Genomic DNA, 24,544 nt, shown 5'->3' on the forward strand with positions numbered 1-24,544 from the left:
TAAGGAAGACACTATGCAACTCAACATCACTGGACACAACGTCGAAATTACCGATGCGATGCGCGAATTTGTGAATACGAAATTCGTTAAGCTCGAACAGTATTTCGAGAGGATCAATCAGGTCTACATTGTGTTGAAGGTGGAGAAATTGACGCACATCTCGGATGCAACGTTGCATGTTAACGGGGGCGAACTTCATGCTAGCGCGGAAGGCAAGGATATGTACGCCGCCATCGACGGTTTGATCGACAAACTGGCGAGACAGTTAAACAAGCATAAAGACAAACTAAAACAACATTGATTGTCCGAGCAGTCGCCCGATATGCCCGCATACCGGGCGATGCTTAGGTGAAATTATGACAAATAACGATTCGGCTCTTCAACTGAGCAATGTCCTTAACCAGGAATGTACCCGCAGTGCTGTGCACTGTCAGAGTAAGAAACGCGCGCTGGAAATCATCAGCGAACTGGCGGCAAAACAGCTAGGCCTGCCTCCGCAGGTGGTCTTTGAAGCCATCTTGACCCGCGAGAAGATGGGCAGTACCGGTATTGGTAACGGTATCGCTATTCCTCACGGCAAGCTGGAAGAGGATACGCTGCGCGCGGTTGGCGTGTTTGTGCAGCTGGAAACCCCGATCGCCTTTGATGCTATCGACAATCAGCCCGTCGATTTACTCTTTGCGCTCCTGGTGCCGGCAGACCAGACCAAAACCCACCTGCACACGCTGTCCCTGGTGGCAAAACGTCTGGCGGATAAAACCATTTGCCGTCGTCTGCGCGCCGCGCAGAGCGACGAAGAGCTGTATCAAATCATCACCGATACGGAAACTCACGATGATGCATAGTGGACATCACATCGTACTGAGGAGAAACGGTACATGGTACTGATGATCGTCAGCGGCCGCTCTGGCTCGGGAAAATCGGTCGCCTTACGCGCGCTGGAGGACATGGGCTTTTATTGCGTCGATAACCTGCCGGTTGTGCTGCTGCCAGAACTGGCAAAAACGCTCGCTGACCGGGAAATATCGGCCGCCGTCAGCATCGACGTGCGTAACATGCCTGAATCACCGGAAATCTTTGAGCGGGCCATGGAAAACCTGCCGGATAACTTCTCTCCGCAGCTGTTGTTCCTTGATGCCGATCGTAACACCCTGATTCGCCGCTACAGCGACACTCGCCGCCTGCACCCTCTCTCCAGTAAGAATCTGTCGCTGGAAAGCGCCATTGATGAAGAGAGCAATCTGCTGGAGCCGCTGCGCTCCCGTGCCGACCTGATCGTCGATACCTCCGAGATGTCGGTTCACGAACTGGCGGAGATGCTGCGTACTCGCCTGCTGGGCAAACGCGAGCGCGAGTTAACGATGGTGTTCGAATCTTTCGGCTTCAAGCACGGTATTCCGATTGATGCCGACTACGTCTTCGACGTCCGTTTCCTGCCGAACCCGCACTGGGATCCTAAGCTGCGTCCGATGACCGGCCTGGACAAACCGGTGGCTGCGTTCCTTGACAGGCACACGGAAGTTCACAACTTTATCTACCAGACCCGCAGCTATCTTGAGCTATGGTTACCTATGCTGGAAACCAATAACCGTAGCTATCTGACCGTGGCGATTGGTTGTACCGGCGGTAAACACCGTTCGGTCTACGTTGCCGAACAGCTGGCTGACTACTTCCGCTCGCGCGGCAAGAACGTGCAGTCTCGTCACCGGACGCTGGAAAAACGCAAATCATGACCGTAAAGCAGACCGTTGAGATAACCAACAAGCTGGGCATGCACGCCCGCCCGGCGATGAAGTTGTTTGAGCTGATGCAAAATTTCGACGCAGAGGTTCTGCTGCGTAACGATGAAGGAACCGAAGCGGAAGCGAATAGCGTGATTGCGCTGCTGATGCTGGACTCAGCCAAAGGCCGTCAGATTGAGGTCGAGGCCACCGGGCCGCAGGAAGAAGAGGCGCTGGCCGCGGTGATTGCGCTGTTTAACGCCGGATTCGACGAAGACTAGTCCGTCGCCCGGGATACCGGTTTAATGTAGCCCGGCCGAGCGCAGCGACGCCGGGGCCCCCCGGTTAATACAGCTTATTCTCCCGCATAAACCCTTCCCCACCCAGCTGACGCATCTGGCGTAAAATCCACGCCTGACGGCTGCGCACATACCCGGACGGCGCACTCGCTTTAAAACGAATCGGGTTAGGCAGCACCGCGGCCAGCAGCGCGGCTTCCGCCATCGTCAGCTTGCTCGCGGGCTTATGGAAATAGCGCTGAGATGCGGCCTCCACACCAAAAATACCGTCGCCAAACTCAGCAATGTTCAGATAGACGGTCAGAATACGTTTCTTACTCCAGACCGTCTCCATGCCCAGCGTCAGACCGGCCTCCAGCCCTTTACGTACCCAACTGCGCCCATCCCACAGGAACAGGTTCTTCGCCGTCTGCTGCGACAACGTAGAGGCGCCGCGAATCCGGTTTTCATTACGCTCGTTATGCGCCAGCGCTTTCTCAATCGCCGAGACGTCAAAACCCCAATGATCCGGGAATTTCTGATCCTCAGCGGCGATCACCGCCAGCCCCATAAACGGCGAGATAGCGTCCATGCTAACCCAATCAGAGTGCGCCACGTAGCCAAAGTCGCCCGTCATCCAGGCGCCAATTTGACGCTCAATCATCACTGCGGAGAATGGAACCGGCAGAAAACTGAATGCGGCAATACCACCGCCCCAGAAAAGCGCCAGCAGCAGCAACAGTCGCCAGAACAGTTGTTTTAGCCCCGCTACCTTCCTCAAAGCCATCTTCTTCACGCTAACTCTCTGACGCCGATTAATATTTCTGATTAAGTCGTTATGCTTCACACATTTTACTGATTCACGTAACAAACATTTTAAGTTTTGCTATCTTATTGAGCGTGCAATCGTATTTCAGGTTGTGTCAAAAACAAAAAATAGAGCTAATCAGCTGACGCAGCCACCAGTTCCCTGGTGTTGGCGCAGTATTCGCGCACCCCGGTCAAGCCGGGGTCATTTTTTATCAGCGCTCGCTACCCACGCTTTCAGCACCGCAACGTCCTGCTGCCACTCGGACTTCATCTCTTCAACCCATTCACCCACGTTATCCCACCAGGCAGGTAAATCAGGCGACTGGATCTGCTGCCCCAGTTGCTGCAGGTGACGTAGACCGACGGAGCCAGCTGCACCTTTGATCTTATGACCTTCCTCGACGATGCCTTTCTGGTCGCGCGCGGTCAGGTTCGACTCCAGCACCGCCAGATAGCCCGGCATCATCTTCTCGAAGACCGCCAGACCGTCGGTAATCAGCTTCGGCCCAACCAGATCGATGTACTGCTCCAGCATTGGAATATCCAGTAGCTGCTGCGATTTACTGCTTTCTACAGGCGTCACGGTACTCTCCTCTTCGTCTTCAACGGTGTCCCAGAACTTCTTGATCATCGCCGTCAGGGCCGGTACCGAGAGCGGTTTACTCAGCACATCGTCCATCCCGGCTTCCAGATACTCTTTTTTATCTTTCAGCACGTTCGCCGTCAGCGCGACCAGCGGTGGTAAATCGTCAGCGTGGTATTTACGCGTCAGCTCGCGGGAAATATCCAGCCCGGTCATGTCCGGCAGTTGGATATCCAGCAGCACCAGGTCATATTCACCGGGGGTGAACATTTCCAGCGCATCCTTACCGGTCATCGCCACGTCGACGCTATTCCCCAACTTCTCAAGCACCGAGCGGGCAACAATGACGTTCAGCTCAATGTCTTCCACCAGCAAGACGTGCAGCGCCGGCAGCGGCATTTCATCATCCTCAAACGCGTCTTCAACCTCTTCCGCCACCGCGGGCGCATGTACCGTCAGGGTGAAGGTGGCGCCATGTCCGGCCTGGCTTGAGACTTCAATATCACCGCCCATGCTTTTCGCCAGACGGCGGGAGACCGCCAGACCGATACCGGTGCCGGTAGCAGGCTTGCCCCCCTGGCTGTCTTTAACCTGATAATACATGGCGAAGATTTTATCCTGCTCTTCCTGCGGGATCCCGATACCGGAGTCTTCAACTTCAAAGTGAAGCATATCGCCAGCATCATAGCGCACGCGCACCGTCACGCTCCCCTGCTGGGTAAACTTCACGGCGTTGCTGATAAGGTTCCACAGAATCTGGCGCAGTCGGGTGCCGTCGGTAATCACCTTATGCGGCAGCGGCAGCGTTGGCTCCATCACGAAGCGCAGCCCTTTTTGCTGCGCCTGCAGGCCGGAGAGGTTTTCCAGGTCAGCCAGGAAACCGGTGAAATCGACCGGCTGGTTATCCAGCTGGACCTTCCGGCGCTCCATTTTGTCCATGTCGATAATATCGTTGAAGATATTGCCCAGCGTGACCGCCGAGACATGGATGGTTTTCAGGTATTTTTCCTGCTCGGTGGTCAGGTTGGTGTCGAGCAGGATGCGGCTTAAGCCGACGATGCCGTTCAGCGGCGTACGCAGCTCGTGGCTGATGGTGGAGATAAAGGTGGTCTTGTCGCGGCTGGCGCGCTCGAGCGCGTCCTGATAGCGCTTACGCTCGGTAATATCGCGACCAAAGCCCATCAGGCCATGACGTTTACCGACGCGGTCGTAGTACGGCACTTTACGAATCTCAAAGCAGGCTTTGCGACCGTCAGGATAGTCGAGCCACTGTTCATAGGTGAGTGAAACGTTGTGACGAAAGACTTTCTCATCGGTTTCAATAACTTTTGCCGCTGCCTCAGGGGCATAAACCTCTTCCGGGTGCAGGTGAATCAGCTGCTTCTCGCTTTTGCCGGTCAGCAGTTCCATCGCCCGGTTACAGCCAGAAAACTCTTTATCTTCATTGCGATAGAAGACCAAATCGGGAGAGGCATCCAGGAAGGAGCGCAGGAAAGAGGACTGCTGTTCAAGGCGAATCTGCGTCTCTTCACGCTCCTGCACCTCAATACGCAGCTGCTCGAGCGTAGCAAGACGCTCGGCCTCAGCTTTTTCACGGTCGCTAATTTCCTGATTCAGCTGAGAAATATTGTCTTTGAGCTGGACGTTCAGCTTGAGGTCGCGTTCGCGCATCTCTTCAAGCTTTTCCACCAGCCGGGAGAGACGCTGTCGTGACTCTTCCAGCTGTTCCACCACCACCGACAGGAAGTAAACCGCCCAGGGGGTAATCAGCAAACCGAAGAAGATAGAACGAATAACATCAATGCTTTCAACCTGGCCGTGCAGCACCATGGTCACCGCCATCTGCACCACAATGGCCAGTACCACCAGCGCCAGCGCCAACAGTAATGAGAAACGTACCAGACCCAGCTTCATCATCAGGTCGACGTAATACTGCGCCAGCATACGGATTTGCTTCATAAGGGATTCCTTAACGACAACGTCGTTCAATCATACCCAATTCTGAGCGTAGCGCGGTAGGTTGTGCGAAAAATGCGGGGATTATCTGCTAATTGGGCTAGGGAGCCTTCCCGGCGGCGCTGCGCTTGGCCGGGCGACACGGCTGTTGTAGGCTGCCGCAGCGCTATGGCTGCACCCACGGCCGGCCCAAGGCTGCCCCCTGCACGCCGTGCTCGTTCAGGTATTTATCCAGCTCCACCATCCCGGTCCAGCGGTTCTCACACCATAGCGGAGCCAGCAGCGTCGGGCGACGTGCGCTGGCGGAAATGCGGTGATAAATCACCTCCGGCGGCGTATGGCGAATCATCTCGCCCGCGGTGACCGTATAGTCATCCAGCTCAATCCCGTTCAGACGCCCGGCTTCCCAGGCTTTCGCCATGATGCTGCCGGTGACAATATGTAGCGGATGCAGCTTAATGCCATCAACGCCCGTCTCGACGACCTGCTCAAGCGTCTCCAGACATTCGCGCTGCCCTTCGCCCGGCAGGCCGACAATCAGATGACTGCACACCTTCAGGCCGCGTTCGCGCGCCAGACGGGTGGTGTTCTGATAGCAGGCAAAATCATGACCGCGGTTAATACGGTGCAGCGTTTTATCGTGTGCCGTTTGCAGGCCAAGCTCCAGCCACACTTCATAACCCTGCTCGTGGTATTCACTCAGCAGGTCAAGCACCGCCTCCGGCACACAGTCCGGGCGCGTACCGACGCACAGCCCGACGATATTTGCCTGACTAATAGCCTGCTGGTACATCGATCGCAGCACCTGCACTTCGGCAAAGGTGCTGGTATAGGCCTGAAAGTACGCCAGATAGCGTTTTGCGCGATTCACCAGGTTCGCCTGATGCGCCAACTGCTCGGCAATCGACTTATGCTGCTGCTCTTCATCGGCGAACGAAGCTACGTTGCAGAACGTGCAGCCGCCGCGACCGATGGTGCCATCGCGGTTGGGACAGCTAAATCCACCATGCAGCGTCAGTTTATGAACCTTTTCGCCATAACGACGCGTAAGATCCCCACCAAACATATTGACTAATTTTTGTAACTGCATAATCTGATAGACCGGCCTGAAGAAAGGGGCCAAGCCTGCCATTTTTAGTCTCGATCGGCGATGACCTGGATCAATCGTCATGTAGACCTTTTACCTCATTGCATAACCAATCAAAATAACTGCAATTTCATTCACAGTCATATAGATTATTTTTACTTATGTTCAGCGGCTAATTTGCAATAATCTATCTGTCGTTGAAAAACAGAGTGATCCTATACCCCCACACTCCATGCCAGCATTAAATGCTACTTATCGTGATATAAACAGTGCATGACGATTAAAACAGCGCTTTCAGATAGTGAGACAGATCACACTAGCTAATCCCATTCAGCACGCTTAACGCCAGCCAAAAATGACATATTTTTCTTATATATCATTATGTTAATTACTCTATAGCACATTTCTGTATAAATAAGATTGCCATTTGACCTATGTATCGATTCCCGATAAGTTGGGAATCCGCTGGAAGCTTTCTGGATGAGCAGTCTGCTCATCATATTTATGCAGTAATTGAGATTCCCTCTTAAGCAAGTCCTCAAACTTGTGCGACCTACGCGAAAAGGATAAAAGAGGGCGAATGCGAGGTTAGGCAGATGAATGCCATACCCCGTCGCCATGCTCTTGCTGTGCCTTGCGCGCAATCGATTAAGGGGGCATCCCGTAGAGCCTGGGGAGGTTCACTGATATGTTGTACGATAAATCCCTTGAGAGGGATAACTGTGGTTTCGGCCTGATCGCCCACATAGAAGGCGAACCTAGCCACAAGGTAGTGCGTACCGCGATACACGCACTGGCCCGAATGCAGCACCGTGGCGCCATTCTCGCCGACGGTAAAACCGGTGACGGTTGTGGCCTGCTGCTGCAAAAACCTGACCGTTTCTTTCGCATCGTCGCCGAAGAGCGCGGCTGGCGTTTAGCGAAAAACTATGCCGTTGGGATGCTGTTCCTGAATAAGGATCCTGAACTGGCTGCGGCATCTCGCCGTGTTGTAGAAGAAGAACTGCAGCGTGAAACCCTGTCTATCGTCGGCTGGCGGGATGTGCCAACCAATGAAGGCGTGCTGGGTGAGATCGCCCTCTCCTCTCTGCCTCGCATCGAACAAATTTTTGTTAACGCCCCTGCGGGCTGGCGTCCACGCGATATGGAGCGCCGCCTGTTTATCGCGCGTCGCCGTATCGAAAAACGCCTCCAGGAAGATAAAGACTTCTACGTTTGTAGCCTGTCGAACCTGGTCAACATCTATAAAGGTCTGTGTATGCCGGCGGATTTGCCGCGCTTCTACCTGGACCTCGCGGACCTGCGCCTGGAATCAGCCATCTGCCTGTTCCACCAGCGCTTCTCCACTAACACCGTGCCACGCTGGCCGCTGGCTCAACCGTTCCGCTATCTGGCGCACAACGGCGAAATCAACACCATCACCGGTAACCGCCAGTGGGCGCGCGCGCGTACCTATAAGTTCCAGACCCCGCTGATCCCGGATCTGCACGACGCTGCGCCGTTCGTTAACGAAACCGGCTCCGACTCCAGCTCCATGGATAACATGCTTGAGCTGCTGCTGGCGGGCGGGATGGACATCATCCGCGCCATGCGTCTGCTGGTGCCACCGGCCTGGCAGAACAACCCGGATATGGACCCTGATCTGCGTTCGTTCTTCGACTTTAACTCCATGCACATGGAACCGTGGGACGGCCCGGCAGGTATCGTCATGTCTGACGGTCGCTACGCCGCCTGTAACCTCGACCGTAACGGTCTGCGTCCCGCGCGCTACGTCATCACCAAAGACAAGCTCATCACCTGCGCTTCTGAAGTCGGTATCTGGGATTACCAGCCTGACGAAGTGGTTGAAAAAGGCCGCGTAGGCCCGGGCGAGCTGATGGTTATCGACACCCGCAGCGGCCGCATTCTGCACTCAGCTGAAACCGACAACGATCTGAAAAGCCGCCACCCGTACAAAGAGTGGATGGAGAAGAACGTTCGCCGCCTGGTGCCGTTCGAAGATCTGGCGGACGACCGCGTTGGCAGCCGCGAGCTGGACGACGATACCCTCGCCAGCTACCAGAAACAGTTTAACTACAGCGCCGAAGAGCTGGATTCCGTTATCCGCGTACTCGGTGAAAACGGCCAGGAAGCGGTCGGCTCAATGGGTGACGATACCCCGTTCGCCGTGCTCTCCAGCCAGCCGCGTATCATTTACGACTACTTCCGCCAGCAGTTTGCGCAGGTGACCAACCCGCCAATCGACCCGCTGCGTGAAGCGCACGTGATGTCGCTGGCGACCAGCATCGGTCGCGAGATGAACGTCTTCTGCGAAGCGGAAGGCCAGGCGCACCGCCTGAGCTTCAAATCACCGATTCTGCTGTACTCCGATTTCAATCAGCTCACCACGATGAAAGAGGAGCACTACCGCGCCGACACGCTGGATATCACCTTCGATGTGACGGAAACCAACCTCGAAGAGACGGTGAAAGCGCTGTGCGATAAAGCCGAACAGATGGTCCGTAACGGTACCGTACTGCTGGTGCTCTCTGACCGTAATATCGCTAAAAATCGTCTGCCGGTACCGGCACCGATGGCAGTGGGCGCTATCCAGACCCGTCTGGTTGATAAGAGCCTGCGCTGCGATGCCAACATCATCGTCGAAACCGCGAGCGCCCGTGACCCGCACCACTTTGCGGTGCTGCTCGGCTTTGGCGCGACGGCTATCTACCCGTACCTGGCGTATGAAACCCTGGGCCGTCTCATCGATACCCATGCTATCGAGAAAGACTACCGCACGGTGATGCTGAACTACCGTAACGGCATCAACAAAGGCCTGTACAAGATCATGTCCAAAATGGGCATCTCGACCATCGCGTCTTACCGTTGCTCCAAGCTGTTTGAAGCGGTTGGCCTGCACGATGATGTGGTCGATAACTGCTTCCAGGGCGTGGTGAGCCGCATCGGCGGCGCGTCGTTCGATGACTTCCAGCAAGATTTGCTGAACCTGTCGAAGCGTGCCTGGCTGGCGCGTAAACCGCTGGAACAGGGTGGTCTGCTGAAGTACGTCCACGGTGGCGAATACCACGCCTACAACCCGGACGTGGTACGCACCCTGCAACAGGCGGTACAGAGCGGCGAATACAGCGATTACAAAGAATATGCAGAGCTGGTCAATAACCGCCCTGCAGCAACGCTGCGCGACCTGCTGGCGATTAGCCCGAACGGCGAAACCGTCAACCTGGCCGACGTTGAGCCAGCAAGCGACCTGTTCAAGCGTTTCGATACCGCTGCGATGTCTATCGGCGCACTGAGCCCGGAAGCACACGAAGCGCTGGCCGAAGCAATGAACAGCATCGGCGGCAACTCGAACTCCGGCGAAGGCGGCGAAGACCCGGCGCGCTACGGCACCAACAAAGTGTCACGCATCAAGCAGGTGGCTTCCGGTCGCTTTGGCGTGACGCCAGCGTACCTGGTTAACGCTGACGTGATTCAGATTAAAGTTGCCCAGGGCGCGAAGCCAGGTGAAGGCGGCCAGCTGCCGGGTGATAAAGTCACCCCGTACATCGCCAAACTGCGCTACTCCGTACCGGGCGTGACGCTGATTTCGCCTCCGCCACACCACGATATTTACTCTATCGAGGATCTGGCGCAGCTGATTTTCGACCTGAAACAGGTCAACCCGAAAGCGATGATCTCCGTGAAACTGGTTTCCGAACCGGGCGTGGGCACCATCGCAACCGGCGTGGCAAAAGCCTATGCCGACCTTATCACCATCGCCGGCTACGACGGCGGTACCGGTGCAAGCCCGCTCTCCTCCGTGAAGTACGCAGGCTGCCCGTGGGAACTGGGTCTGGTCGAAACGCAGCAGGCGTTGGTCGCTAACGGCCTGCGTCACAAGATTCGTCTGCAGGTGGACGGCGGCCTGAAAACGGGCGTCGATATCATTAAAGCGGCCATCCTCGGCGCTGAAAGCTTCGGCTTCGGTACCGGGCCAATGGTCGCGCTGGGCTGTAAATATCTGCGTATTTGCCACCTGAACAACTGCGCAACCGGCGTAGCAACTCAGGATGAGAAACTGCGTAAGAACCACTATCACGGCCTGCCGTTCAAAGTGACCAACTACTTTGAATTTATCGCCCGTGAAGTGCGCGAGCTGATGGCTGAACTGGGCGTAACCCGTCTCGTTGACCTGATTGGCCGCACCGACCTGCTTAAAGAGCTGGATGGTTTCACCGCCAAGCAGCAGAAGCTGGAGCTGTCTCGTCTGCTGGAAACCGCTGAGCCACACCCAGGCAAAGCGCTGTACTGCACCGAGAACAACCCGCCGTTTGATAACGGCGTGCTGAACGCGCAGTTGCTGCAGCAGGCAAAACCGTTTGTGGATGAGCGCCAGAGCAAAACCTTCTGGTTTGATATCCGCAACACCGACCGTTCCGTTGGCGCATCGCTGTCTGGCTATATTGCCCAGACCCACGGTGACCAAGGGCTGGCGGCAGACCCGATTAAAGCGCACTTCAGCGGTACCGCGGGCCAGAGCTTCGGCGTGTGGAACGCAGGCGGCGTTGAGCTGTACCTGACCGGCGATGCTAACGACTACGTCGGTAAAGGCATGGCGGGCGGTCTGCTGGCGATTCGTCCTCCGGTCGGTTCATCCTTCCGCAGCCATGAAGCGAGCATCATCGGCAACACCTGCCTGTACGGCGCGACCGGTGGTCGTCTTTACGCCGCAGGTCGTGCAGGTGAACGTTTCGGCGTGCGTAACTCCGGGGCGATTACTGTCGTAGAAGGCATCGGTGACAACGGTTGTGAATATATGACCGGCGGTATCGTCTGCGTGCTGGGCAAAACGGGCGTCAACTTCGGTGCCGGTATGACGGGCGGCTTCGCCTATGTACTGGATGAAGACGGCGATTTCCGCAAGCGCGTGAACCCGGAACTGGTGGAAGTGCTGGATGTCGACACGCTGGCGATTCACGAAGAGCATCTGCGCGGTCTGATTACCGAGCACGTGCAGCTGACCGGTTCTTCCCGCGGCGAAGAGATCCTGGCGCACTGGGAGACTTACTCCGCGAAGTTCGCGCTGGTTAAGCCGAAGTCCAGTGATGTGAAAGCCCTGTTGGGTCACCGTAGTCGTAGCGCAGCTGAGCTGCGTGTGCAGGCGCAGTAAGAGGTCATCATGAGTCAGAACGTTTATCAATTTATCGACCTGCAGCGCGTTGATCCGCCAAAGAAACCGCTGAAGATCCGTAAGATCGAGTTTATTGAGATCTACGAGCCGTTTTCCGAAGGCCAGGCCAAAGCGCAGGCAGACCGCTGCCTGTCCTGCGGTAACCCTTACTGTGAGTGGAAATGCCCGGTACACAACTACATCCCTAACTGGCTGAAGCTCGCCAACGAGGGGCGTATTTTTGAAGCCGCCGAGCTGTCACACCAGACCAACACCCTGCCAGAAGTCTGCGGGCGCGTTTGTCCACAGGACCGTCTGTGCGAAGGTTCCTGTACGCTGAACGACGAGTTCGGCGCAGTTACCATCGGCAACATCGAACGCTATATCAACGATAAAGCGTTCGAGATGGGCTGGCGTCCGGATATGACCGGTGTGAAGCAGACCGACAAGAAAGTCGCTATCATCGGCGCAGGTCCTGCGGGCCTGGCGTGTGCTGATGTGCTGACCCGCAACGGTGTGAAAGCCGTGGTCTTTGACCGTCACCCTGAAATCGGCGGTCTGCTGACCTTCGGTATCCCGGCCTTCAAGCTGGAAAAAGAGGTGATGACCCGCCGCCGTGAGATCTTCACCGGCATGGGTATTGAGTTCAAACTCAACGTTGAAGTGGGCCGCGACGTTCAGCTGGATGACCTGCTGAAGGATTACGATGCCGTCTTCCTCGGCGTGGGTACCTATCAGTCCATGCGCGGCGGCCTGGAGAACGAAGATGCTTCCGGCGTATTCGATGCCCTGCCGTTCCTGATTGCCAACACCAAGCAGATTATGGGCTTCGGCGAAACCGCCGAAGAGCCGTACGTCAGCATGGAAGGCAAGCGCGTGGTGGTACTGGGTGGCGGTGATACCGCGATGGACTGCGTACGCACCTCCATTCGCCAGGGCGCAACGCACGTAACCTGTGCCTACCGTCGTGACGAAGAGAATATGCCTGGCTCCAAACGCGAAGTGAAAAACGCGCGTGAAGAAGGCGTGGAATTCCAGTTCAACGTCCAGCCGCTGGGCGTGGAAGTGAATGCCAACGGCAAGGTCTGCGGCGTGAAAATGGCGCGTACCGAGATGGGCCAGCCGGATGCGAAAGGCCGCCGTCGCGCGGAGATCGTCGCCGGTTCCGAGCACGTGGTGCCAGCCGATGCCGTGGTGATGGCGTTTGGCTTCCGTCCGCACAGCATGGAATGGCTGGCGAAGCACAGCGTTGAGCTGGACTCGCAGGGCCGCGTCATTGCGCCTGAAGGTATTGATAACGCCTTCCAGACCAGCAACCCGAAAATCTTCGCCGGTGGTGACATCGTGCGCGGCTCGGATCTGGTGGTCACGGCGATTGCCGAAGGTCGTAAAGCGGCTGACGGGATTATGAACTACCTGGAAGTGTAAAACCGTTCCGGCTCCCCTACCAAAGCGTTACGCTTATGGATGGGGAGCCTGTATTTCCCTGCTAAATACTTGTCTACGCATTCTTTGAAAGCAGCTCGCAAAACTTCCAGCACCATGACATTCAGCAGACGCTGTCTGGTGAATCTTAACAATTCATACCTCTATAACGCTCGCTGGAATATCCCCTTCCGGGAGAGCCTATATGCGCTACCAGTACCCAATAAAACCTACATAACAAAACAGGCCCCAAAGGGCCTGTTTTCATCTTATTTCACTACGCGGAGCGCTGGGCGCCCACCGCGAGGCGGTGGTGGCGTATCATCCGGGTCGTTGTCATCGCTGATATCGGGCTTATCGCCATCAATCACTGACATCACCGTTTCGCTTCCACCGTTATCCACGTCTTCATCATCATTGAAGCTTTCTGCATTTTCATCGTATGCAGTTTCAGGTTCAAACATGGTTCCGGCGCCGTTCTCACGGGCATAGATAGCCAGCACGGCGGCCAGCGGCACGTTAACCTGACGCGGTACGCCGCCAAAGCGCGCGTTAAAGCGCACTTCATCGTTGGCCAGCTCAAGGTTGCCCACCGCGCGCGGCGCGATGTTCAACACGATCTGCCCATCACGCGCGTATTCCATTGGTACGTTCACGCCTGGCATCATGACATCGACCACCAGATGTGGCGTCAGCTGGTTATCCAGCAGCCACTCGTAGAACGCACGCAGCAGGTACGGACGGCGTGGGGAAAGCTGTGATACTTCCATTCAATTAACCCCGGCCAAGGCGCATTTCGCGCTCGGCTTCCGTTAAGGACGCGAGGAAAGAGTCACGTTCGAAGACACGAGTCATATAGCCTTTCAGCTCTTTCGCACCCGCGCCAACAAGCTCGATGCCCATTACCGGCAGACGCCACAGCAGTGGAGCCAGGTAGCAATCGACGATGCTGAACTCATCGCTCAGGAAGAACGGCTTCTGGGTAAAGACCGGCGCAATGGCCAGCAGCTCTTCACGCAGCTGTTTACGCGCAGCGTCTGCCTGAGCAGCGGAGCCGTTCATCACCGTGTTCATCAGTGAGTACCAGTCTTTCTCGATACGGTGCATGTACAGGCGGCTTTCACCACGTGCGACCGGGTAAACAGGCATCAGCGGCGGATGAGGGAAACGCTCATCCAGGTATTCCATAATGATGCGTGACTCCCACAGAGTCAGTTCACGATCCACCAGTGTCGGTACGCTTTGATTCGGGTTGAGGTCAATCAGATCCTGCGGTGGATTGTCCTTTTCCACGTGCTCTATCTCAAAGCTGACGCCTTTCTCAGCCAGCACGATGCGGACCTGATGGCTATAGATGTCAGTAGGACCAGAAAACAGCGTCATTACCGAACGTTTGTTGGCAGCGACAGCCATGAAAACCTCCAGGTATATTCAGAATTTTTACTGCTACCAGCCACAACGGCGGCTAGCCAGATGATTAGCCCTATCTGCACGCTGAACAACATTCTCGTTCACGAATTAAACAAAAAATGAACAATCGCGCGCATTTGGGCAGAAAATTGGATGATAGTCTACCAGATTTTGAACGGCTTGTGGTGAGGGGATTCCGGAAAAGCGGAAAAAGAGCCCAGCGGCCATCGAATTGCGGGCATAAAAAAACCCGCCGGAGCGGGTTTTTTTCGCCAATTGTTGTCTGCCGAAGCAGAAACAAATTAACGCTTGGAGAACTGAGGACGACGACGTGCTTTACGCAGGCCGACTTTCTTACGTTCAACCTGACGAGCATCACGAGTAACGAAGCCAGCTTTACGCAGTTCGGAACGCAGGGACTCATCGTACTCCATCAGAGCGCGGGTGATACCGTGACGGATCGCACCAGCCTGACCAGAGATACCACCACCTTTAACAGTGATGTACAGATCCAGTTTCTCAACCATGTCGACCAGTTCCAGCGGCTGACGAACTACCATGCGGGCAGTTTCACGACCGAAGTACTGTTCCAGAGAACGTTGGTTGATAACGATTTTGCCGTTGCCCGGTTTGATGAAAACGCGAGCTGCGGAACTTTTGCGGCGACCAGTGCCGTAGTATTGATTTTCAGCCATTGCCTATAATCCCGATTAGATGTCAAGAACTTGCGGTTGCTGTGCCGCGTGGTTGTGCTCGTTACCCGCGTAAACTTTCAGTTTACGGAACATTGCACGACCCAGCGGGCCTTTTGGCAGCATGCCTTTAACCGCGATTTCAATCACACGCTCAGGATGGCGAGCAATCATCTCTTCAAAGGTCGCTTCTTTAAGACCACCGACGTAGCCAGTGTGACGATAGTACACTTTGTCAGTACGCTTGTTGCCGGTTACAGCAACTTTATCAGCGTTCAGAACGATGATGTAATCACCAGTATCTACGTGCGGAGTGTATTCCGCTTTGTGCTTACCGCGCAGGCGCAGAGCCAGTTCGGAAGCCAGACGGCCCAGAGTTTTACCGGTCGCGTCAACAACATACCAGTCGCGTTTTACGGTTTCTGGTTTAGCTGTAAAAGTTTTCATTAAAAGCTTACCCAAATAAATTAGTTACACGTTGGTGAACACCCAAACGTTTTGTCAGTTGAGGTTCACACGACATTGTCCAGCAAACCTACCCCTTCGAATAGCCTATGCCGGCGCAGAGAAAGTTTTGGGAAAAAAACTCTCTTGTAACGTGGGGTCGCAAGATTATAGAGAAGTCGGGGTCAAAGATCGACCCCTTTATGAGATTTGACGCGGGTTTTTCGGGGTTTGGGGATATGCGGCCTGATGCCCTCACCCCCAGCCCCTCTCCCACGGGGAGAGGGTAGCATTTATGGCATGTGCGGGCGCTTCAGGTACTCTTCGCTCTGCATCTCCTGCAAACGCGACAGGCAGCGCTGGAACTCAAACTTCAGGCGCTCGCCCTGATAGATGTTGTAAAGCTCCACCTCGGCGCTGACCACCAGTTTCACGTGGCGTTCATAGAACTCATCCACCAGCGCGATAAAGCGGCGGGCCTCGCTCTCCAGCAGCGGCGTCATCACCGGCACGTCGTAGAGCATCACGGTGTGGAACAGGCGTGAGAGCGCGATATAGTCGTGCTGGCTGCGCGCATCGACGCACAGCGTGGTGAACGACACCGCCAGCGTCTGGTTCTCAACGCCCAGCGTCGGCAACTGACGGTGGTTAATCTCCAGCGTCGTCTGGTTCTGCTGCACGGTACCCGCCAGCGCCAGCCACAACTTGTTCATCTGCTGACGCGTATCGGCATTCAGCGGTGATAGCCACAGATGCGCCTGCGTTAACGTTCGCAGACGATAATCGATGCCCGCATCAACGTTCATGATATCGCAGTGTTCTTTAATCGCCTCAATCGCTGGCAGGAAGCGCGCACGCTGCAGGCCGTTGCGGTAGAGTTCATCCGGCGGAATGTTGGAGGTTGCCACCAGCGTAATACCACGGGCAAATAGCGCCTTCATCAGGCCGCCAAGCAGCATGGCATCGGTGATATCGGAAACAAAAAACTCATCGAAGCACAGCACGTCAGTTTCCGCTTTAAACCGTTCGGCGACGATTTCCAGCGGGTCGCTGTGCCCTTGCAATTCGCCCAGTTCTTCATGCACCCGCAGCATAAAGCGGTGGAAGTGCAGACGCTGTTTACGCGTGCCCGGCAGACTCTGATAGAACATATCCATCAGCCAGGTCTTGCCGCGCCCTACGCCGCCCCACATATAAAGGCCGCGCACCGCAGGAGGGGTGTCGGCTTCTTTCTTACCCAGCAGCTTGCCAAAGCGCGCGCGCAGGCTACCGCCGGAGGCAGGTGCAGGTGCGGGCGTTTTGTTTTGCAGTTCCTGGTAAATAGTGTCGAGGCGGTTAACCGCCTCACGCTGAACGTCATCGGGTTGATGACTGCCCTCTTCAAGAGCCTGAAGATAGCGCGATGTGGGGGACTGGCTTTGCATGATCTAATTGTTATTCCTTTGAAAACCGGTATGTCTTACTTCACGATTGACTAAAAAAAGTCCGTTCTACACTACGCGATGATGCGTCAGGATTCCACTTCTACGGGATTAGCGGTTATAGTGGCACTATCGGGCGCTGGCATGGAGCTGCCGAAGCTGCCAATACCCTATGGAACTATAAAACAACGGGAGATGTTCATGACCTGGGAATACGCGCTAATTGGGTTAGTTGTCGGTATCATCATCGGTGCCGTGGCCATGCGTTTTGGTAATAGCAAATTACGTCAGCAGCAGGCGCTGCAGTACGAGCTGGAAAAAAACAAAGCCGAGCTGGAAGAGTATCGCGAAGAGCTGGTCAGCCATTTTGCCCGCAGCGCGGAACTGCTTGATAACATGGCAGACGACTACCGCCAGATTTATCAGCACATGGCGAAAAGCTCCAGCAACCTGCTGCCGGGCATGTCTCCAGACGCCAACCCGTTCCGTAACCGTCTGGCCGAATCCGAAGCGGGTAACGACCAGGCGCCGGTTCAGATGCCGCGCGACTATTCTGATGGCGCATCCGGCCTGCTGCGCGGAAGCGCAAAACGCGATTAATCTGCATTCCATAAATATTTCACGGGCGCATCATTTGCGCCCGTCCTCTTCTGCTCACGCCGACTATATTTACTTCAATAACATCAGTCTTTTCGGGAAGTATTGTCCTTGCATACAGGGTCATGAGGGCCAGCATCAATGAAGAAATCGACTTTACTGTTAAGTGCACTGGCGTTAAGCATCGGGTTATCACTCGCCGTACCGGCTCCGGTACTGGCCTCGCTGCCGACGCAGGTTCCAGGCCAGGGTACTCTGCCGAGCCTCGCGCCGATGCTGGAGAAAGTGCTGCCCGCCGTGGTGAGCGTGAAGGTAGAGGGCACCACGCCGGCGAATCAGCAGGTTCCGGATGAGCTGAAGAAATTCTTTGGCGATGACGGCAGTAACCCGGCAAATGAACCCACACAGCAGTTTGAAGGGCTGGGCTCCGGGGTCATCATCGATGCCATCAAAGGCTATGTGCTGACCAACAACCATGTGGTGAGCGACGCCCAGAAGATCAGCGTCCAGCTTAACGATGGCCGCGAATTTGAAGCCAAGCTTATCGGCAGCGACGATCAAAGCGACATCGCCCTGCTGCAAATCCAGAAAGCCAGCCACCTGACGCAAATCGCCATCGCCGACTCCGACAAGCTGCGCGTGGGCGATTTCGCCGTCGCGGTCGGTAACCCGTTTGGTCTCGGTCAGACCGTAACCTCCGGGATTGTCTCGGCGCTGGGCCGCAGCGGCCTGAATCTTGAAGGGCTGGAAAACTTTATTCAGACCGATGCCGCCATTAACCGCGGTAACTCCGGCGGCGCGCTGCTCAACCTCAACGGCGAGTTGATTGGCATCAACACCGCCATTCTGGCTCCCGGCGGCGGCAGCATCGGCATCGGCTTTGCCATCCCGAGCAATATGGCGCAAACCCTGGCGCAGCAGCTGATTCAGTTTGGTGAAATCAAACGCGGCCTGCTCGGCATCCGCGGTATGGAAATGACCGCCGATATCGCGAAAGCGTTTAATCTTGACGTGCAGCGCGGCGCCTTCGTCAGCGAAGTGCTGCCAAACTCAGGCTCAGCCAAAGCCGGGATTAAGTCCGGTGACGTAATCACCAGCCTGAACGGTAAACCGCTGAACAGCTTCGCCGAACTGCGTTCCCGCATTGCCACGACCGAACCAGGTTCGAAGGTGAAGCTGGGCCTGTTGCGCGACGGCAAACCGCTGGAAGTTGAAGTCACGCTGGATAAGAGCACCTCATCCACCGCCAGCGCACAGCTAATTATCCCGGCGCTGGAAGGGGCAACGCTGAGCGATGGTCAGGCGAAAAGCGGCACCAAAGGGGTGGTGATTTCCAACGTCGAGAAAGGCAGCCCGGCCGCTCAGGTAGGTCTGCATAAAGATGATGTCATTATCGGCATCAACCGCCAGCAGACCGAATCGATTGCTGAGCTGCGTAAGGTGCTGGAAACCAAACCCGCAGTGATTGCACTCAACGTTATGCGCGGTAACGAGAGCATCTACCTGCTTATGCGCTAATCCTCGGAAACCGGACATAGCATGCAATGTATGTCCGGTAAACTCGTGGTATGCTTCGCCCAGTTTTCTCATCAACGATGATGCTTGTATCATGCTTCTAAAGCTCTTACGTTCCGTCGCACTAGGTTTACTGGTTGGCGGCATATTGATTGTGACCGTTCCCTCTTTGCGCCAGTGGAATCCGTTAGCCACTCAGCGCTTTAGCAGCACGGACGAAACCCCTGCCAGCTATAATCAGGCGGTGCGCCGCGCCGCGCCTGCGGTAGTTAACGTCTATAACCGCAGCCTGAACAGCAGCACCCACAGCCAGCTGGAGATTAAAACGCTCGGCTCCGGCGTGATTATGGATCAGCGCGGGTACATCATTACCAACAAGCATGTGATCAACGATGCGGACCAGATTATCGTCGCCCTGCAGGACGGCCGGGTGTTTGAAGCACTGCTGGTTGGCTCCGATAGCCTGACCGACCTCGCGGTACTCAAAATTAACGCCACCGGCGGCCTGCCGGTGATTCCGATTAATCCCACCCGCGTACCGCACATCGGCGACGTGGTGCTGGCTATCGGCAACCCGTATAACCTCGGTCAGACCATCACCCAGGGGATTATCAGCGCCACCGGTCGTATCGGCCTGAACCCAAGCGGCCGACAGAACTTCCTGCAAACCGATGCCTCCATCAACCACGGTAACTCCGGCGGCGCGCTGGTGAACTCGCTGGGCGAACTGATGGGTATCAACACTCTCTCTTTCGATAAGAGCAACGACGGCGAGACACCAGAAGGGCTGAGCTTTGCGATCCCATTCCAGCTAGCGACCAAAATTATGGATAAGCTCATCCGTGACGGTCGCGTGATCCGCGGCTTTATCGGCATTAGCGGTCGTGAAATTGCGCCGCTGCGCGCGCAGGGTGGCGCTATCGATCAGATTCAGGGGATTGTGGTTAACGAAATCGCCCCGGACGGCCCGGCCGCGCAGGCAGGCATTCAGAACAACGACGTGATTATCTCGGTGAACGGTAAACCGGCGGTTTCCGCGCTGGAAACCATGGACCAGGTTGCGGAGATCCGCCCAGGTTCAGTGATCCCAGTGGTGGTAATGCGTGAAGATAAAAAGCTGACAATGCAGGTGACGATTCAGGAATATCCGGCGTCGAACTAATAGGTTGTAGCCCGGACGAGGCGCAAAGCACCGACTCCGGGGAACACCCGGTTTCGGCGCTAGCGCCACGACACTTAATCAACAAAAATCGGCCCCGCCGGGAAATGCGCCAGAAAATCCGTGAAGATCAGCAGTGCAGGTAGACGTTCCTCTTCTACCGGATATTCCCGCAATTCCTTATCCAGCACCATCAGATTCAACTCGCCTTCCTCCCCCAGCACACCGCCCAGCCAAAGCAGCCGCTGAGCTTGCTGTCTGGCGTACGGCGAACCGCTGCGCCAGGCCACCAGATGCAGCAACGTCTGTAGCAGGATGACGTGCGGGGTATGACCATCGCGCTGCAGACGCCGGAAAACAGGCAAAGCGATGCCGCGCACCGTGGCAAATCCACTCAGCGGTTCATCATCCCAATGGGGAAATTCCACTGCGAATGTCTTAACCAGGTCGCACAAGCGGTTATGCGTCAGCGGCTGCTTGTGCGCACACATATAACCCGCGGCCAGGCATAATAGTCCAATCCCTTGCACCCACGCGGCTTCCGACTGCCTCAGCGCCTGCGGAATAGCGTCCCTGGTCAGCGGGGTGGGCTGGTTTGCCGCGCGAAGTCCGGCGTCATAGCATTGCGCGAACAGCGCCGGGCTGTCAGGGTGGTTGTCGCCTGCCCAGGGCAGCAAATGTAATGATGGTTCCAGCGTGGTGATATGACCGAGGGCTTCTGCGACGTAGCGCATGACGGTCTCTTTTGACGGCACTGACATAGCCTGACGAACGGCAATCATCTCACTCATTATCGATCCCTCATTGTTTGCAGGAGCGAGAAACCCCGCTCCTGAGAATGACGAATTACATCGCCATCACGTACTTCAGCATCACGCCTGCGGCTATCGCCGAGCCAATCACCCCGGCCACGTTCGGCCCCATGGCGTGCATCAGCAGGAAGTTCTGCGCGTCCGACTCCAGCCCCACCTTGTTCGACACGCGCGCCGCCATCGGCACCGCCGAGACCCCCGCCGAGCCGATAAGTGGGTTGATTTTATTGGTGCTGAACAGGTTCATCAGCTTCGCCATCAACACACCAGCCGCCGTCCCGATGCCAAACGCAATCACCCCCAGCAGCAGAATGCCCAGCGTCTGCGGCTGCAGGAACTTATCCGCCACCAGCTTCGCGCCCACCGACAGCCCGAGGAATATCGTCACGATATTAATCAGCCCGTTCTGCACCGTGTCGCTCAGACGCTCCACCACCCCGCTTTCCCGCATCAGGTTGCCGAAACAGAACATCCCCAGCAGCGGTGCCGCGTCCGGCAGCAGCAGCGCCACCAGCAGCAACAGCACCACCGGGAAGAGTATTTTCTCCCGCTTGCTGACCGTACGCAGCTGCACCATACGGATTTTCCGCTCTGTCTCGCTGGTCAGCAGCTTCATAATCGGCGGCTGAATCAGCGGCACCAGCGCCATATACGAATAGGCTGCCACCGCAATCGCCCCCAGCAGTTCCGGGGCCAGCTTGCTGGAGAGGTAAATTGCCGTCGGGCCGTCCGCGCCACCGATAATGCCAATCGCCGCCGCCTGCGGCAGGGTGAAGGGGATGACGCCGAAGTAGTTCAGCGTCAGCGCGCCCAGCACGGTGGCGAAGATGCCGAACTGCGCCGCCGCGCCAAGCAGCAGGGTGCGCGGGTTCGCCAGCAGCGGGCCGAAGTCGGTCATCGCGCCGACGCCCATAAAGATAACCAGCGGCGCCACGCCGGAGCCAATCGCCACTTTGTAGAACAGCGCCAGCACGCCCGGCGTGTAGCCCATATCCACCGCCAGATTCTCCATCTGGCCCTGCACCGACGGCAGCGCCAGCGCTAACGCCTCTTTAATGGCGTGTACGTCCGCCGCGCAGTGGAGCTTCGTGGCAATCACCGCCAGCTGTCCGGCATCGTGATGGGCCAGCAGGCTCTCCAGCGCGGTCAGCGCCATACCCGCTTCCGGGATGTTGGAGAGCAGGCCGCCGAAGCCAATCGGCAGCAGCAGCAGCGGCTCAAACTTCTTCGCAATCGCCAGCCACAGCAGCAGCAGGCTGACCAGCAGCATGATGGCCTGGCCGGCGCCAAGGTGCATCAGCCCCATGCCCTGGAACAGGGCGTTCAGACTTTCCATTCGTCCTCTCCGTTATGCCAGCGTCATCAGGGTGTCGCCGACCGCGACCGCATCCCCGGCTTTCACCGCGATGCCACGCACCGTTCCGGCCTGCGCGGCGCGGATGTCGGTTTCCATCTTCATCGCTTCCAGAATCAGCAGCACGTCACCTTCCGCCACGTGCTGGCCTTCGGTCGCCACCACTTTCCAGATGTTGCCCGCCAGCGGGGCAGCAACCGGGGTGCCTGCGCCCGCCGGAGCCGGGGCAGCAACCGGCGCGGCGGTCGTGGTTGTCACCTGGCTGATATCGCCGCCGTCGCTGACTTTCACCACAAAGGCTTTGCCTTCCACTTCCACGGTGTAGATACCGGCGGAGGCCGGTTTTGCTGCCGGGGCGGGCTTCGCGCTCTCCACCTGCGGCAGCGGTTCAAACGCCGCCGGGTTGTGGCGGTTTTCGAGGAACTTCATGCCCGGCTGCGGGAACAGCGCCACGGTCAGCACGTCGTCGATGGCGTTCTCTGCAAGGGTGATGCCCTTTTCCTGCGCCTGACGGGTGATGTCCGCTTCCAGCGCCGCCAGCTCCGGCTTCAGCAGGTCCGCCGGGCGGCAGGTGATGGCCTGTGCGCCGTCAAGCACCTTCGCCTGCAGCGCGGCGTTCACCGGGGCCGGGGAGCGGCCATATTCGCCTTTCAGAATGCCCGCCGTCTCTCTGGCGATGGTTTTGTAGCGCTCGCCGGTCAGCACGTTGAGCACCGCCTGGGTGCCGACAATCTGCGAGGTCGGGGTCACCAGTGGAATAAAACCGAGGTCTGCGCGCACGCGGGGGATTTCCGCCAGCACCAGGTCAAGCTTGTCCGCCGCGTTCTGCTGCTTCAGCTGGCTTTCCAGGTTGGTCAGCATCCCGCCCGGCACCTGCGCCACCAGAATGCGGCTGTCATAGCCTTTCAACTGGCCTTCAAAGGCGTGGTACTTCCTGCGCACCTCGCGGAAATAGGCGGCGATATTTTCCAGTTTGTTAATGTCGAGCCCGGTGTCATGCTCAGTGCTGGCCAGCGTGGCGACCAGCGCTTCGGTAGCCGGGTGGCCGTAGGTGGCGCTCATCGAAGAGATGGCGGTATCGACACCGTCAACGCCGGCTTCAATGGCTTTCAGCAGCGCCATCTCCGCCATCCCGGTGGTGGCGTGGCAGTGCAGGTGCAGCCGTACGTCGTAGCGTTTTTTGATTTCGCTGACCAGCTCATAGGCCGCCATCGGGGTCAGGATGCCGGACATATCTTTGATGGCGATGGAGTCAACGCCGGTTTCCAGCAGCTGTTCGGTCAGGTCCAGCCAGGTCTGCAGGGTGTGCACCGGGCTGGTGGTGTAGGAGAGCGTGCCCTGGGCATGGGCGCCGTGGCTGCGCACCGCCTGCAGGGCGGCTTTCATATTGCGCGGGTCGTTCATGGCATCGAAAACGCGGAACACATCCATGCCGTTTTTCACCGCCCGCTCGACAAAGCGCTCGACCACATCGTCGGCATAGTGACGGTAGCCGAGCAGGTTCTGCCCGCGCAGCAGCATCTGCAGCGGGGTCTTCGGCATGGCTTTTTTCAGCTCGCGCAGGCGCAGCCATGGGTCTTCGCCGAGGAAGCGGATGCAGGCGTCAAAGGTGGCACCGCCCCAGCATTCGAGCGAGCCGTAGCCGACGTCATCAAGCTGAGCGGCAATGGGCAGCATGTCATCAAGGCGCAGACGGGTGGCAAACAGGGACTGATGGGCGTCGCGCAGGACGACATCGGTAATAGCGAGAGTCATGGTTCCCTCCGGAACTTAAGCGTTAAGACGGTGATGGTGAATGGCCGCGGCAATCACCGGCTTTAAGCGGGTGAAGTCGTCCACGGCGGGCACGGCGCGCGGCGCGGGAGTGGCGACGGGCTCGGGGAAGAAACGGGCGATGGCGGTGGACATCATGCGGATAGCGAAAATAAGCAGGAACAGAAACGCCAGCACGAATCCCATCCCGAGGAACATCAGGGTGAAGCCTTCACCCAGCAGTACGGCAGCAGTCATAAAATGGCCTTCAAAAAGAAGGCACAATAATGGCGCTGCCCACGCGATGAATAATAAGAGTGAATTTTCCGGATCGCCCCCGATCGGAAACCTCATTTATTCAAATGTGAAGCAGCAACCA

The 24,544-nt window shown here is 56.9% G+C and carries 21 protein-coding genes; 9 read left to right on the forward strand and 12 right to left on the reverse strand.

The window, feature by feature from the left end:
• The first annotated feature begins 13 nt into the window (after nucleotides 1-13).
• From hpf to npr, 4 genes are read left to right on the forward strand one after another with little or no spacing between them, the layout of a single operon-like run.
• Nucleotides 14-301, forward strand: coding sequence for a ribosome hibernation promoting factor (gene hpf, locus AB2B48_RS15275; RefSeq protein WP_185667793.1), 288 nt, complete (start codon nucleotides 14-16; stop codon nucleotides 299-301).
• Nucleotides 302-356: 55 nt separating this feature from the next.
• On the forward strand, nucleotides 357-845 hold the full coding sequence (gene ptsN, locus AB2B48_RS15280) for a PTS IIA-like nitrogen regulatory protein PtsN (protein WP_220440879.1): 489 nt from the start codon (nucleotides 357-359) through the stop codon (nucleotides 843-845).
• A 33-nt stretch (nucleotides 846-878) separates the two neighbouring features.
• Nucleotides 879-1,733, forward strand: coding sequence for an RNase adapter RapZ (gene rapZ / locus AB2B48_RS15285; protein ID WP_035891172.1), 855 nt, complete (start codon nucleotides 879-881; stop codon nucleotides 1,731-1,733).
• A complete protein-coding gene (npr, locus tag AB2B48_RS15290; RefSeq protein WP_185667791.1) occupies nucleotides 1,730-2,002 on the forward strand; it encodes a PTS phosphocarrier protein NPr in 273 nt (90 codons plus the stop codon). The genes rapZ and npr overlap by 4 nt, the downstream gene beginning before the upstream one ends.
• Nucleotides 2,003-2,066: 64 nt before the next feature.
• On the opposite strand, the gene mtgA is transcribed toward npr, so the two are convergent.
• The 3 genes from mtgA to AB2B48_RS15305 all read right to left on the reverse strand — a co-directional run bounded on the left by mtgA (nucleotide 2,067) and on the right by AB2B48_RS15305 (nucleotide 6,438).
• Nucleotides 2,067-2,786, reverse strand: coding sequence for a monofunctional biosynthetic peptidoglycan transglycosylase (gene mtgA / locus AB2B48_RS15295; RefSeq protein ID WP_368299563.1), 720 nt, complete (start codon nucleotides 2,784-2,786; stop codon nucleotides 2,067-2,069).
• A gap of 225 nt (nucleotides 2,787-3,011) precedes the next feature.
• On the reverse strand, nucleotides 3,012-5,351 hold the full coding sequence (arcB, locus tag AB2B48_RS15300) for an aerobic respiration two-component sensor histidine kinase ArcB (RefSeq protein WP_368299564.1): 2,340 nt from the start codon (nucleotides 5,349-5,351) through the stop codon (nucleotides 3,012-3,014).
• 163 nt (nucleotides 5,352-5,514) lie between these two features.
• The gene (locus AB2B48_RS15305) at nucleotides 5,515-6,438 is read right to left on the reverse strand and encodes a TIGR01212 family radical SAM protein (RefSeq protein ID WP_368299565.1); all 924 of its coding nucleotides are present in this window, start codon (nucleotides 6,436-6,438) and stop codon (nucleotides 5,515-5,517) included.
• Between the two features lie 685 nt (nucleotides 6,439-7,123).
• Between AB2B48_RS15305 and gltB the strand changes: the two genes are divergently transcribed.
• Nucleotides 7,124-11,584: a glutamate synthase large subunit gene (gltB, locus tag AB2B48_RS15310; protein WP_333012177.1), complete on the forward strand. Its 4,461-nt coding sequence runs from the start codon at nucleotides 7,124-7,126 to the stop codon at nucleotides 11,582-11,584.
• A 9-nt stretch (nucleotides 11,585-11,593) separates the two neighbouring features.
• Nucleotides 11,594-13,012: a glutamate synthase subunit GltD gene (gene gltD, locus AB2B48_RS15315; RefSeq protein WP_185667787.1), complete on the forward strand. Its 1,419-nt coding sequence runs from the start codon at nucleotides 11,594-11,596 to the stop codon at nucleotides 13,010-13,012.
• Nucleotides 13,013-13,278: 266 nt separating this feature from the next.
• Here the strand turns inward: gltD and sspB are convergent, their stop codons facing one another.
• From sspB to zapE, 5 genes are all read right to left on the reverse strand, one after another.
• Nucleotides 13,279-13,779: a ClpXP protease specificity-enhancing factor gene (gene sspB, locus AB2B48_RS15320; RefSeq protein WP_185667786.1), complete on the reverse strand. Its 501-nt coding sequence runs from the start codon at nucleotides 13,777-13,779 to the stop codon at nucleotides 13,279-13,281.
• Between the two features lie 4 nt (nucleotides 13,780-13,783).
• The gene (sspA, locus tag AB2B48_RS15325) at nucleotides 13,784-14,422 is read right to left on the reverse strand and encodes a stringent starvation protein SspA (RefSeq protein ID WP_185667785.1); all 639 of its coding nucleotides are present in this window, start codon (nucleotides 14,420-14,422) and stop codon (nucleotides 13,784-13,786) included.
• A 299-nt stretch (nucleotides 14,423-14,721) separates the two neighbouring features.
• Nucleotides 14,722-15,114, reverse strand: a complete 393-nt coding sequence (gene rpsI, locus AB2B48_RS15330) for a 30S ribosomal protein S9 (RefSeq protein WP_000829818.1) — start codon at nucleotides 15,112-15,114, stop codon at nucleotides 14,722-14,724.
• A 15-nt stretch (nucleotides 15,115-15,129) separates the two neighbouring features.
• Entirely contained in the window at nucleotides 15,130-15,558 is a 429-nt protein-coding gene (gene rplM, locus AB2B48_RS15335; protein WP_185667784.1) for a 50S ribosomal protein L13, read from the reverse strand.
• Nucleotides 15,559-15,848: 290 nt separating this feature from the next.
• A complete protein-coding gene (gene zapE / locus AB2B48_RS15340; RefSeq protein ID WP_368299567.1) occupies nucleotides 15,849-16,979 on the reverse strand; it encodes a cell division protein ZapE in 1,131 nt (376 codons plus the stop codon).
• Nucleotides 16,980-17,177: 198 nt separating this feature from the next.
• Between zapE and zapG the strand changes: the two genes are divergently transcribed.
• The 3 genes from zapG to degS all read left to right on the forward strand — a co-directional run bounded on the left by zapG (nucleotide 17,178) and on the right by degS (nucleotide 20,250).
• Nucleotides 17,178-17,576, forward strand: coding sequence for a Z-ring associated protein ZapG (gene zapG / locus AB2B48_RS15345; RefSeq protein ID WP_035891191.1), 399 nt, complete (start codon nucleotides 17,178-17,180; stop codon nucleotides 17,574-17,576).
• Nucleotides 17,577-17,714: 138 nt separating this feature from the next.
• The gene (gene degQ / locus AB2B48_RS15350; protein WP_368299568.1) at nucleotides 17,715-19,091 is read left to right on the forward strand and encodes a serine endoprotease DegQ; all 1,377 of its coding nucleotides are present in this window, start codon (nucleotides 17,715-17,717) and stop codon (nucleotides 19,089-19,091) included.
• Between the two features lie 91 nt (nucleotides 19,092-19,182).
• Entirely contained in the window at nucleotides 19,183-20,250 is a 1,068-nt protein-coding gene (gene degS / locus AB2B48_RS15355) for an outer membrane-stress sensor serine endopeptidase DegS (protein ID WP_185667781.1), read from the forward strand.
• A 74-nt stretch (nucleotides 20,251-20,324) separates the two neighbouring features.
• Here degS and AB2B48_RS15360 read toward each other — a convergent pair whose 3' ends face one another.
• The 4 genes from AB2B48_RS15360 to AB2B48_RS15375 are packed head-to-tail and all read right to left on the reverse strand — an operon-like array spanning nucleotide 20,325 to nucleotide 24,423.
• Complete coding sequence (locus AB2B48_RS15360) at nucleotides 20,325-21,038, reverse strand: hypothetical protein (protein ID WP_333012169.1); 714 nt, start codon at nucleotides 21,036-21,038, stop codon at nucleotides 20,325-20,327.
• 55 nt (nucleotides 21,039-21,093) lie between these two features.
• The gene (locus tag AB2B48_RS15365) at nucleotides 21,094-22,395 is read right to left on the reverse strand and encodes an oxalacetate decarboxylase subunit beta (RefSeq protein ID WP_368299569.1); all 1,302 of its coding nucleotides are present in this window, start codon (nucleotides 22,393-22,395) and stop codon (nucleotides 21,094-21,096) included.
• A gap of 12 nt (nucleotides 22,396-22,407) precedes the next feature.
• The gene (oadA, locus tag AB2B48_RS15370) at nucleotides 22,408-24,168 is read right to left on the reverse strand and encodes a sodium-extruding oxaloacetate decarboxylase subunit alpha (protein ID WP_368299570.1); all 1,761 of its coding nucleotides are present in this window, start codon (nucleotides 24,166-24,168) and stop codon (nucleotides 22,408-22,410) included.
• A gap of 15 nt (nucleotides 24,169-24,183) precedes the next feature.
• Nucleotides 24,184-24,423 carry an oxaloacetate decarboxylase subunit gamma gene (locus tag AB2B48_RS15375; protein WP_185669814.1) on the reverse strand — a complete coding sequence of 80 codons (240 nt, stop codon included), beginning with the start codon at nucleotides 24,421-24,423 and terminating at the stop codon, nucleotides 24,184-24,186.
• Nucleotides 24,424-24,544: the final 121 nt, after the last annotated feature.

Origin of the sequence: Kluyvera sichuanensis, assembly GCF_040930405.1 — a bacterium.
GTDB classification, from domain to species: Bacteria; Pseudomonadota; Gammaproteobacteria; order Enterobacterales; family Enterobacteriaceae; genus Kluyvera; species Kluyvera sichuanensis.